The organism is Clostridium sp. D53t1_180928_C8, from assembly GCF_015667795.1.
Taxonomy (GTDB): domain Bacteria; phylum Bacillota; class Clostridia; order Clostridiales; family Clostridiaceae; genus Clostridium.
Genome location: NZ_JADPEL010000006.1, coordinates 96,612 through 109,580, shown reverse-complemented (window position 1 = coordinate 109,580; position 12,969 = coordinate 96,612). Strand labels below are relative to the sequence as shown.

The 12,969-nt window shown below is 27.5% G+C and carries 6 protein-coding genes; all 6 read left to right on the top strand.

The genetic code is table 11. From position 1 onward, the window contains the following. Position 1: 1 nt before the first annotated feature. The 6 genes from I4V51_RS06440 to I4V51_RS06415 all read left to right on the top strand — a co-directional run bounded on the left by I4V51_RS06440 (position 2) and on the right by I4V51_RS06415 (position 12,928). On the top strand, positions 2–1,516 hold the full coding sequence (locus I4V51_RS06440) for a response regulator transcription factor (RefSeq protein ID WP_195987499.1): 1,515 nt from the start codon (positions 2–4) through the stop codon (positions 1,514–1,516). A 164-nt stretch (positions 1,517–1,680) separates the two neighbouring features. Continuing rightward, the gene (locus I4V51_RS06435) at positions 1,681–2,640 is read left to right on the top strand and encodes an ABC transporter permease subunit (RefSeq protein WP_195987498.1); all 960 of its coding nucleotides are present in this window, start codon (positions 1,681–1,683) and stop codon (positions 2,638–2,640) included. Positions 2,641–2,721: 81 nt separating this feature from the next. Then, entirely contained in the window at positions 2,722–3,666 is a 945-nt protein-coding gene (locus I4V51_RS06430) for a carbohydrate ABC transporter permease (protein ID WP_195987543.1), read from the top strand. 70 nt (positions 3,667–3,736) lie between these two features. Further along, on the top strand, positions 3,737–6,874 hold the full coding sequence (locus I4V51_RS06425; protein WP_195987497.1) for an alpha-mannosidase: 3,138 nt from the start codon (positions 3,737–3,739) through the stop codon (positions 6,872–6,874). A gap of 838 nt (positions 6,875–7,712) precedes the next feature. Continuing rightward, complete coding sequence (locus tag I4V51_RS06420; RefSeq protein ID WP_195987496.1) at positions 7,713–9,167, top strand: ABC transporter substrate-binding protein; 1,455 nt, start codon at positions 7,713–7,715, stop codon at positions 9,165–9,167. Between the two features lie 629 nt (positions 9,168–9,796). After that, positions 9,797–12,928: an alpha-mannosidase gene (locus tag I4V51_RS06415; protein ID WP_195987495.1), complete on the top strand. Its 3,132-nt coding sequence runs from the start codon at positions 9,797–9,799 to the stop codon at positions 12,926–12,928. The last annotated feature ends 41 nt before the right edge of the window (positions 12,929–12,969 follow it).

Here is a 12,969-nt window from a genome sequence, read left to right as displayed (position 1 = left end):
AATGTATAAGGTTATGTTGGTTGATGATGAAAAGTTAATTTTACAAGGAGTATTAAATATAGTAGATTGGGATAAACTTGGATTAAAGATTACGCACATGGCTCAAAATGGAAAAGAAGCATTAGAAAAATATGATGAGGAGCCTGTAGATATAATAATTACAGATATTAATATGCCTGTTATAAATGGATTGGAGCTTATTAAAAGAATTAAAGAAAAAAATAAAAAGGTAAAGTTTGTTGTATTAAGTGGATATGATGACTTTTCTTATGCACAAACAGCAATGAAGTATGGAATAGAAAATTATATATTAAAACCTATAAATGAGGAAGAATTAGAAGAAGCATTAATAGATATTAATAAAAAAATAGCAGCTAATAAGGAAAAAGAAAATAAATTATTAGAAAAAAATAATACATTCATGAAAATATTAAATGGAAATGCTGCCAAAGAAGTTTTAGAGGAAATAAGTGATATTATAAATATAGAATTAAAAGATAGATGTTATACAGTAACTAATATATTATTTAATAAAAAGAACCATAGAAGAAAATCTGACATTAATGAATTAATTAATGAAAATACATATGATAGGTATGAAATATTATATAGATTTAATGGAGATATTATATTAATTAATTCATGGGAAAATAATATCAACATAGAAGATATAAGAAAATATTATGGAAAGATATTAGACTCGTTAATAACTAATATTGGGGAAACATTTATTGCTGTAGGAGATATTGTATATAATATAAATGATTTGCAAAAGAGCTATAATATATCAAATAATATAAAGAAAAATATACTAACAGACGGATATAATAAATGTTTATATAGCAATGATATAGATAATATATCAGGGGCAAGTTTTAATTTGAATAAAGAGTTAGAAGTACTAAATAAAATTATAATAGAAAAGAGCACTGATGACGTAAGATCTTATATTGATGAATTATTTAGAAGTAATACTTTTTCTCCACAGGAAATTTATGATTTAGCAATAAAAACTATATTATTAGCAGATAAAATTGCAGATGATTTTAAAATTGATAAGGAGATTAAAGAGGAAAGTATAAGTAATACAATAATTAATATTTATAATGCTAGTAGTATTTCTGATATTATTACATATATAGATAAGCAAATTATTGATTTATCGAATATGATGAAGAATAATTCTGTTAAATATACTCCGATAATTCAGCAAGTAGTAAATTATATTAATAAAAATTACTATGAAGAATTAAGTTTGAAAACTTTATCTCAAAAATATAAGATAAATAGTTCTTATTTAGGACAATTATTTGCAAAAGAAGTTGGATATTCATTTTCAGAGTATTTAAATAAAGTAAAAAATATGAAGGCTAAGGATTTAATTTTAAATACAAATATGAAGATAAATGATATAGCAAAAGAGGTGGGGTACTTAGATACAAGCTATTTCTATAGAAAGTTTAAAAATTTTTATGGGGTATCTCCAGCAACGTTACGAGAGTTTAAAAATTATTAAATAAATAATTAAATGCAGATAGTATACGATATTAATAAATTGTATGCTATCTGCATTTTTTTCAATTTGTACACTAAATCTAAATTTATTCAACTATAAGTACAACAAGCAAATATGGTATATTTTACTTAGATAAACGATTACAAAAAAGGGGAGGAATTTATATGAAAAAAGCAAAAGGCTCAGAGCTTGTTATAAAAAAGAGCAAATGGAAAACATTAAAGGAGAATAGAGAACTTTTAGGATTAACCATTCCAGGAACAATTTGGTTTCTAATCTTTGCATATCTACCTATGGTAGGGGTTGTAATAGCATTTAAGGATTGGAGAATTCAAGGTGGATTTATAGAAAGTTTAGTTAATAGTAAATGGGTTGGATTAGCTAATTTTAAATTTTTATTTCAAAGTAGTGACGCTTGGTTAATTACTAAAAATACTGTTTTATATAATATTACTTTTATAATACTAGGAATAGTAATTCCAGTTTCATTAGCAATATTACTTAGAGAGCTTTTTAATAAGAAGTTATCTAAATTTTATCAAACAGCAATGTTTTTACCATATTTCTTATCTTGGGTTGTTGTAAGTTATTGCTTATATGCATTCTTAAGTCCAACGCAAGGCTATGTAAACAATTTACTAGCTTCTTTTGGTCAAGAAGGTGTCTCTTGGTATACAGAAACAAAAGTTTGGCCATTTATACTTATATTTATGAGTCAATGGAAATCAATAGGATATGGAACAGTAATATATTTAGCATCTATATGCGGAATAGATAAATCATATTATGAAGCAGCAATGATTGATGGGGCTACGAAGTGGCAACAAATTAAAAATATAACAATACCACTATTAAAACCAGTTTTAATAATAATGTTTATTACAGCTGTAGGTGGTGCATTCAAATCAGACTTTGGATTATTCTATCAATTACCTAAGGATTCAGGAGCGTTATATTCTGTAACAAATGTTATTGATACTTATGTTTATAGAGCACTTATGAATCTTGGAAATATTGGAATGAGTACAGCAGCAGGTTTATATCAATCTGTGGTGGGATTAATTTTAATATTAGTTACTAATGGAATTGTAAGAAAAGTAGATAATGAAAACGCATTTTTCTAAAAAATATAGGTGGTGAGATTAATGGAATCAATTAAGATAGAACAACAAAAAGAAAGTAAGACAAAATCATTTAAAAAGAAAATGTCAGATAGAAGAAAATCAAAAAAGCAAGAACAAGAGGATACAGTTAGTAGATTTAATAGAGTTTCAAAACCAACAAACTTTATATTAAATATAATATTTGCGCTTATATCTGCAGCATGTATTGTACCATTTATATTTGTTTTAATAATATCATTTACAAGTGAAAACTATATAAAAACTAATGGTTATTCATTTTTCCCAAAAGAGTGGAGTTTTGAAGCTTATGAATATATATTTTCATCAAGTGCTTCTATAATAAATTCATATGGTGTTACAATTCTTGTTACAGTAACGGGAACAGTACTTGGGGTTTTAGTAATGGCAATGTTTGCTTATGCAATATCTAGAAGAAGTTTTGCATATAGAGGTTTTTTTACAAAGTTAATATTTATTCCTATGTTATTCTCAGGTGGTATGGTTTCGAGTTACTTAGTTATAACAAAATTTTTAGGTTTAAAAAATAGTTTATTAGCTCTTATATTACCGATATGTGTTAGTTCATTTAATATAATTATTTTAAGAACATTCTTTAAAACTTCAGTTCCTGAAGCTGTATTAGAATCAGCTAAAATAGATGGAGCATCTGAGTGGAGGACATTCTTGAAAATCGTACTACCAATTTCAATACCTGGTATTGCAACAATTTCCCTATTCTTAGCATTAGGATATTGGAATGACTGGTTTAATGCAATGTTATATATAGATGAAAGTTCATTAATGCCATTACAGTATATTCTTATAAGAATTGAAAAATCAGTAGAATTCTTAGCTACTAACGCATCTGCATTAGGATCAAATACAACATCTATTGCTGCAACATTACCAAAAGAAACTTCTAAAATGGCTATAGTTGTTATTTCAACATTACCAATTATAATAACTTATCCATTCTTCCAAAGATATTTTGTAAGTGGATTAACAATTGGAGCAGTTAAGGAATAATAAATATTGATTTATAGAAAGTTTATAATAAAAAAATAGTACAATAAAAAAGTTGTTTAAGGGGTGTAATATGCATTACTTATTGGAGAGGCTAGAAAAAATATGTAGGGAAATAGATAAAAATATATATAGACAAGTTATAAAAATAGATGATTTTAGATTTGTAGAAGGTAAATATGACACCTTAGAAATTGCAAATGAGATACCAACAGAAAATTGGAATGAATTTCAAGAGGGACAACTATGGGGTGGAATGGATAAGCATGGATGGTTTAAGTGCTCTATAGAAGTTCCAGAAAGTTTTAAAGGGAAAACCGTTGCATTAAACTTTTATACTTATGCAGAAAATTGGGATAATGTTATTAATCCACAATTTATATTATTTGTAAATGGAGAAAAACTTCAAGGATTAGATGTAAATCATCAAGAATTTATATTAACTCATGATGCAGTTCCAGGTACGAAATATGAAATAGATTTACATGCATATGCAGGTAGAGTTTTTGATAGAAAAGTGACATTAGGTGGAAAATTAGTAGTAGTAGATGAAGAAGCTAGAAAACTATATTTCAACTTAAAAGTTCCAATAGATGTATGTAAGCAGCTTGACAAAGATGATAAAAAAAGAATAGATATGATTAGAGTATTAAATGATTCTATAAATTTAATAGATTTTAGAATACCTAAATCTAAAGAATATGACGAAAGTTTAATACGAGCAAATAAATATTTAGAAGAAAAGTTTTATGGAGAATTATGCGGTCATAGTGAGTCAATAGCTACTTGTGTGGGACATACACACATAGATGTTGCTTGGCTATGGACTGTAGCTCAAACAAGAGAAAAGGTTGCAAGAAGTTTTTCAACTGTTTTAAAACTTATGGAAGAGTATCCAGAGTATATTTTTATGTCTTCACAACCACAATTATATAAGTTTTTAAAAGAAGATCATCCAGACTTATATGAGAAGGTTAAAGGGAAGATTAAAGAAGGTGTCTGGGAGCCAGAAGGTTCTATGTGGCTGGAAGCAGATTGTAATGTAACTTCGGGTGAATCATTAATAAGACAAATATTACATGGAAAGAGATTCTTTAAGGAAGAATTTAATGTAGAAAATGAAATATTATGGTTACCAGATGTATTTGGATATTCTGCAGCATTACCACAAATCTTAAAGAAGTCAGGAATAAAATATTTTATGACAACTAAGATTTCTTGGAATCAATTTAATAAAATCCCCAATGATACCTTTATGTGGGAAGGGATTGATGGAAGTGAAGTATTAACACACTTTATAAGTACATCATTACCAGAACAAAGTAGAGATTCATTCTTTACAACTTATAATGGACAGATTAGACCAGATGCTATTATGGGTGCATGGAGAAGATATCAAAATAAGGATATTAATAATGATGTTTTAGTTTCATTTGGATGGGGAGACGGTGGTGGTGGTGCCACATTAGAAATGCTTGAAACTGGAAGAAGGCTTGCTAAGGGTATACCGGGAGCCCCAAGAGTTCAAATGGGAACTTCTTTAGATTATTTCAAAAGATTAGAAGAAAAAATGGATAAAGCTAAAAATAAACCAAGATGGATTGGAGAGTTATATCTTGAATATCATAGAGGTACTTACACATCAATGGCTCGAAATAAGAGAGATAATAGAAGATGTGAAAATATCTATACTGCAGCAGAAAAAATTAATTCTTTAGCAACGATAGAAGGTGCAAGATATCCAGAAAATGAGATAAGAAACTCATGGGAAAAGATATTATTAAATCAATTCCATGATATAATACCAGGTTCATCTATAAAAGATGTATATGATGTTACAGATGTTGAATATAAGGAGTTATTGAAAACAGGAGAAGAGCTAGTTGATAATGGTATTAATTATATATCTTCCAATATAAGCTTAGATAAGAAAAGTGTAGTAGTCTTTAACTCTTTAGGCTTTGAAAGATCGGATATAGCTACATTTGAAATTCCTGAAAATATAAATAATGTAGGATTAATAGATGAAGATGGAAAATCAATTATTTGTCAAAAAATTGATAAAAATAAAGCTATTTTCTTTGCTGAAAATATACCAGCTAATGGGTATAAAACTTTTGAATTAGTTGAGAGTACAGTAGAGTTAAGAGATAATATTATTATTTTAAATAAAGAATTAGGAGAAAATAATTTTATAAAAATAGGATTTGATTCTAAGGGTCAAATTAAATCTATAATAGATAAAAAGACAAATAGAGAAGTATTAAAAGAAGGTGCTATTGCAAATCAAATACAGGCATTTGAAGATAAGCCTATGTGTTTTGATAACTGGGATATTGATATATACTATAAAGAGAAAATGTGGATAGTAGATGATATTCAAAGTATAAATGTTGTTGAGAGAGGTCCAGTAAGAAGTACTTTAAGAGTTGAAAGAAAATTCTTAAATTCAAAAATAATACAAAATATTTATATTTATAATGATATTCCTAGAATAGATTTTGATTCCTATATAGATTGGAAGGAACATGATATTGTATTAAAAACAGCTTTTCCAGTTGATATACACACTAATGAGGCAACTTATGAAATTCAATATGGTAATATAACAAGGCCTACACATGAAAATACATCGTGGGAATTAGCACAGTTTGAATCTGTTGGCCATAAATGGGTTGATATATCAGAAGGTGATTTTGGGATATCGATGTTAAATAATTGTAAGTATGGATATGATATAAAAAATGGAAATATGAGATTAACTATGCTTAAATCAGGAACAGATCCAAATCCAATGGCTGATCAAGAAGAACATAGATTTACTTATTCTATATATGTACATGAAGGAACTTGGAAGGAGGCTAAAACTACACAATTAGCATATGGATTAAATACTGAGTTATTTACAAAGGTTGAAGGGCCACATAGTGGAGTATTAGATAAAAAAATAAGTTTTGTAAATGTAGATAAAGAGAATGTAATGATTGAAGTTATTAAAAAAGCTGAAGATAGTAATGAAACTATAATAAGACTATACGAATTTGAAAATAAACGTACAAATTGCAAATTAGAATTTATGAGAGAATTAGAGTACGTATATGAATGTGATATGTTAGAAAATAATGAAAAGAAATTAGTAAGTAATGATAAGGAAGTTAGTTTTACTATAAAACCTTATGAAATAAAAACATTTAAAGTGCAATTAAGATAAAAAATATATATATTATTAAAAATAGCAAAGGATGATGTATATTATACAATATCCTTTGTTATTTTTTATTGACTATGTTAGACTAATTTGTTTATTCAATGAAACTATCTATAGTTTTTTCTACTTCTTTAGAACTATAGCCTATTAGTAAAAATAATGATATACCCATAAGTAAAATGATTTTAATGAAATTTTTCATTTATATGCCCCCGTTATTATATTTGATTATAGTATTTCTCTATATAGTTAAATAATTCTCTTAATTGATATTCATTAAGTGAATTTATATACTAAGAAAATTAATATTGGTGATATTTATGGAAGTTTGTAAAAGGGTGAATTAGGTACTTGGAGTATTTGAAATGGGGATTTGAATCATAAGTTCCTATTAGTATAACTAAAATTATAAGCATATTGTATAATATGGAATATTGTATATATATTGGTTATGTTCTAGAAGTATGATAAAATGGTGTTCGCGGAGATGATAGCATATTTATATTTAATTATGATTATTTTACAGTCATTGAAATATTGTAATGATATATATGTAAGTGGAATTATAATTTTTTTCAATCAGAGTGGAGTTTTTATCATTAACTTAAGTAGGTTAGATCAGAGGGGAGAAATTTATTAGGAGAATTTAATAAATACCAAATTCAATAAAAAAATTATAAGGTGAAAATATTCAAATAACGTATAGAATTTATCAACTAAATATAGAAAATATACAATATGAAAATCCTGTGAGGGAAGTTATAATAAAAATGTAAACAATATCAAAGAGATGTTGTAAATAATATAAAAAGTGTTGAGAAATATAGGGGAGGAAAAACATATGAAATTTAAAAAGATAGTATCACTAGCTACATGTGTAGCAACTGTCTCAACTATGTTAGTTGGATGTGGAAGTAACTCAGGAGATAGTAGTACAGCTACATCAGGTGGTAAGGATGATAAGCCTACAGAATTAGTTTGGTATTGTATAGGAAATGAGCCAAATGATTTAACAGATGTTCAAGCAAAAATAAATGAATATTTACTTGAAAAAATGAATACAACAGTTAATATGAAATTCTCAGGATTTGGGGATTACAGTCAAAAAATATCTATGGTTATTAATTCAGGAGAAGATTATGATATAGCATTTACTTGTTCTTGGGCAGGTGATTATATTGGAAATTCAAGAAAGGGTGCATTCTTAGATTTAAGTGAATATTTAGATACAACTTTAAAAGAAACATATGAAGCGGTTGATAAAAGATTCTGGGATGGTGCTGAAATAGATGGTAAAATTTATGCGGTTCCTACTCAAAAAGAAATTGCAGCTGCACCAATGTGGAGATTTACTAAGGAATATGTAGATAAATATAACATTCCTTACAAAGATATACACACATTAGAAGATTTAGAACCATGGTTAAAGCTTATAAAGGAAAACGAACCAGATGTAGTTCCGCTTTATATAGCTAAAGGAACACGTACACCACAATTATTTGATGAAATTGTAGAACCAGTTGGGGTTGATTTTGATGATAAATCATTAACAGTTAAAAATCTATATGAAACTGAGTTCCTTAAGAGTCAACTTGAAATTATGAGAAGGTTCTTTGAATTAGGATATATAAATGGGGATGCTGCTACAACTGATGGTGATGAATCAGTTAAAAGGTTCGTAGATAAGGCTGATGGACAACCTTATGCTGATAGATTATGGTCTGAAAACTTAAAATATGAAGTTGTTACTTCAAATGTTACTGATGCATATATTACAAATGGTTCAACTACTGGTTCAATGATGGCTGTTTCTGCAAACTCTAAGAATAAAGAAAAAGCTGTTGAGTTCTTAAACTTATTAAATACTGATGAATACTTAAAGAACTTAGTTGTTTATGGAATCGAAGGTGTTCATTACGAAAAAGTAGGAGATAAGACAATCAAATATACAGAAAAACATGCAGATTACGATATTGCTCATTTTGCTTTTGGTAACTTATTCATTAACTATGTTCTTGAAGGAGAACCAGAAACTAAATGGGATGAATTCCAAACATTTAATGATGAATCTATAGCTTCAGCAGCTTTAGGATTTAAATTTGATACATCAAATGTTACTAACGAATTAGCGGCTATTAGTAATGTTTTAAGTGAATTTAAGTTCGCATTATATAGTGGTTCTGTTGATATTGATGAATATTTAGAGAAAATGAACACAAAATTAAAGGAACAAGGATTACAAAAAGTTATTGATGAAATGCAAACTCAAATTGATGCATGGAAAGCTGAAAACTAATATAATCTTGTAAATATGAGCTCTTTCAAAAGAAACTTAATCTAAGTTATTTTGAAGGGCTCTTTTTTTATCAAGTCTATTAAATACATAAAAAGTTAAAAGGAGTTATTAATATGAAAACTATAAGTAGTTTTCATAAAGATATAAAAGAGTTAATAAGCAGTATGTCTATTAAAGAAAAGGTTGGATAATTAAATTAAAGATTATATGCATGGGAATTATATAAGAGAACAAAAAATGGATATGAATTAGCTGATATATTTAAAAATGAAGTTAAAAAATGGGGAGGAATAAGAGCAGTTTATGGAGTTTTTAGGATAGAGCCGTGGTCTAAAGTAAGATTTGAAAATGGAATATCAAAAGAAGATGGTATTATAGTTGTTAAGGTAGCTGAAATAGAACTATAGAAGCTGGTGAATTAAATATCTTAGTAGTATGTAGTTCATAAAGTATATAGAAAAAATCGTTATTAATAAAAGAACAAGTAAACAATTACAAAAGTGAAAAAAGTTCAATAAATATAAAATTTATCAACTATAAAGAAAATATTCAGTATGGTATTCTTAACTCAAAGAAAGATTTAAATATAAATCTTATAAAAATATTATTTTTAATAAAGGATGAGAATTATGCGTTATATATTAGAAAGAGTTAAAAAAATAGCAACAGACATTAAGGATAATGTATATACTAACAAATTAGAAATAAAAGATTTTCAATATAAGGAAGGGAATTTTTTAGGGATAGAAGCAATAAATAGTGATACTAGTGAATGGATAAATTTTAATTCTGATAAAGATAATTGGGGAGGAACTGATGATAGACATTTTTGGTTTAGAACTTCAGTAACAGTACCACAAGAATTTGAAGGACAAGTTTTAGCTTTAGATATATATGCTTTTGAAGAAGGATGGGATGCTGTTAATCCACAATTTATTCTATATGTTAATGGTGAGCATATACAAGGATTAGATATAAATCATAGAGAAGTTATTTTAACTAATAATGCAAAAGCTGGAGATGTATATGAAATAGATTTACATTCTTACACAGGTAGAACTTGGGATAAGAGACTTACTTTAAATGCAAGCTTAGTAACTATAGATTTAGCAGCAAGAGATTTATATTTTAATTTACAAGTACCAGTATGGAGTTGTGAAAAAATAGATGAAGATGATAAAAGAAGAATAGATATGCTTTTGGTATTAAATGATGCTATAAACTTATTGGATTTAAGAAAAGTATTTTCAAAAGAATACAATGAGAGTATAAAAAAAGCAAATGAATTCTTAGAAGTTGAATTTTATGAAAAGTTATGTGGACATGAAGATTATGTAGCTACTTGTGTAGGGCATACTCATATAGATGTAGCTTGGTGGTGGACTGTAGCACAAACAAGGGAAAAAGTTGGAAGAAGTTTTTCTACGGTTCTTAAGTTAATGGATCAATATCCAGAATATATATTTATGTCTTCACAACCTCAATTATATAAATTTATAAAAGAGGATTACCCTGATATATATGAAAAAATAAAGGAAAAAGTTAAGGAAGGTGTTTGGGAACCAGAAGGAGCAATGTGGCTTGAAGCTGATTGTAATGTAACTTCAGGTGAATCATTAATAAGACAAATTCTTCATGGAAAGAGATTCTTTAAACAAGAGTTTAATGTTGAAAATGAAGTTTTATGGTTACCAGATGTATTTGGATATTCAGCAGCACTTCCTCAAATATTAAAGAAGTCAAATGTTAATTACTTCATGACTACAAAGATTGCATGGAATCAATTTAACAAAATGCCTTATGATACTTTCATGTGGAAAGGAATAGATGGAACAGAGATTTTAACACATTTTATAACTACAACTGATCCAAATCAAGATAAAAAATGTCACTTTACAACATATAATGGAATTTTACATCCAGGGTCTATTAAGGGTGCATGGGATAGATATCAACAAAAGGAAATCAATGATGATGTATTAGTTTGCTATGGCTACGGAGACGGTGGTGGCGGAGTAAGTTATGAAATGCTAGAAACAGGTAGAAGAATGGCAAAAGGAATACCAGGAATGCCTAAGGTTAAGCTTGGAAATTCATTAGATTACTTTAAAAAATTAGAAAAGAAAGTTGAAGGAAATAAGAGATTACCTAGATGGGTTGGGGAATTATACCTTGAATATCATAGAGGAACTTATACTTCAATGGCAAGAAATAAGAGAGACAATAGAATAAGTGAGCAGCTTTATGAGTCAACTGAAAAGGTTAATTCATTAGCAATGTTATTAGGAAAAGAGTATCCAGCAGAAAATATAAATAAAAATTGGGAAAATATTTTATTAAATCAATTCCATGATATTTTACCAGGAACATCTATTAAAAAAGTATATGATGTTACAGATGAGGAGTATAAGAGAATTATAGGTTCAGGAAAAGAAATGCTTGCAGATGGAATTAATTACATTGCAGAAAATATTAGTTTAAATAATAAATCAGTAGTTGTATTTAATACTTTAGGCTTTGATAGAGATGATATTGTTGAATTTGAAGTTCCAAGTGATATTAATATGCCAGCTGTTTTAGATGGAAATGAAGAAATTGAATGTCAATTAATTGATGATGGAAAAGCAATATTCTTTGCTAAAGGAATTCCAGCAAATGGACACAAAGCTTTTGAGATAATTGAAGCTACAAAATCATCAAGTACTAATTTAACTATTGAGAAAAATTATATTGAAAACAAATTCTTTGATATTAAAATTAACGAAGAAGGAAATATAACTTCTATAATTGATAAGAAATCAAATAGAGAAGTATTAAAAGAAGGACAAACAGCAAATGTTTTACAAGCCTTTGAAGATAAACCAATGGATTATGATAACTGGGATATAGATATCTATTATGATGAAAAAATGTGGTTAGTAAATGATGTTCAGCATATTGAAGTAATTGAAAGAGGAAATGTTAGAAGTACTTTAGAGATAAAGAGAAAGTTCCAAGACTCAACAATAATTCAAAAGGTGTATATTTATAATGATATTCCAAGAATTGATTTTGATACGAATATAGACTGGAAAGAGTCACAAGTATTACTTAAAGCTGCATTCCCAGTTGATATTAACTCAAATGAAGCAACTTATGAAATTCAATATGGTAATGTAAAAAGACCAACTCATAGAAATACTAGCTGGGATGAAGCTAGATTCGAAGTTTGTGGACATAAGTGGGTTGATTTATCAGAAGGAAACTATGGAGTTTCACTTATGAATAATAGCAAGTATGGGCATGATATTTTAGATGGAGTAATGAGATTAACTTTATTAAAGAGTGGAATTTTACCTAATACTACAAGTGATCAGGAAGTTCATAACTTCATATATTCAATTTATCCTCATACTGGAGATTATAAAGATGCAGGAACTGTTAAAATGGCATACAATTTAAATGTTCCTCTATATTCTAAAGTAGAAGAAGCTCATGAGGGTAGTTTAGAAAGCAAGTCTTCACTTGTAAAGGTAGATAAAGATAATGTAATTATAGAAGTTATTAAAAAGGCTGAAGATTCTGATGAATTAGTAATAAGAATGTATGAATGTCATAATATGAGAACTAATGTTATTTTAGAAATGATTAGTGAGATTGAATCAGTTAAAGAGTGTAATTTAATGGAAACTGACCTTTCAGAGTTAAGTAAAGATGGTAACAAAGTATCATTTGAAATGAAGCCATTTGAAATATTAACATTAAAAGTAAAATTAAAATAATAATTTTAAAGGGTATGCAAAGTATAATTGCATATCCTTTT

Excerpts from the sequence above, each read along its gene's own strand:
- I4V51_RS06435 (WP_195987498.1), top strand. The coding sequence starts at position 1,681 with ATGAAAAAAGCAAAAGGCTCAGAGCTTGTTATAAAAAAGAGCAAATGG.
- I4V51_RS06420 (WP_195987496.1), top strand. The coding sequence starts at position 7,713 with ATGAAATTTAAAAAGATAGTATCACTAGCTACATGTGTAGCAACTGTC.
- I4V51_RS06425 (WP_195987497.1), top strand. The coding sequence starts at position 3,737 with ATGCATTACTTATTGGAGAGGCTAGAAAAAATATGTAGGGAAATAGAT.
- I4V51_RS06430 (WP_195987543.1), top strand. The coding sequence starts at position 2,722 with ATGTCAGATAGAAGAAAATCAAAAAAGCAAGAACAAGAGGATACAGTT.
- I4V51_RS06415 (WP_195987495.1), top strand. The coding sequence starts at position 9,797 with ATGCGTTATATATTAGAAAGAGTTAAAAAAATAGCAACAGACATTAAG.
- I4V51_RS06440 (WP_195987499.1), top strand. The coding sequence starts at position 2 with ATGTATAAGGTTATGTTGGTTGATGATGAAAAGTTAATTTTACAAGGA.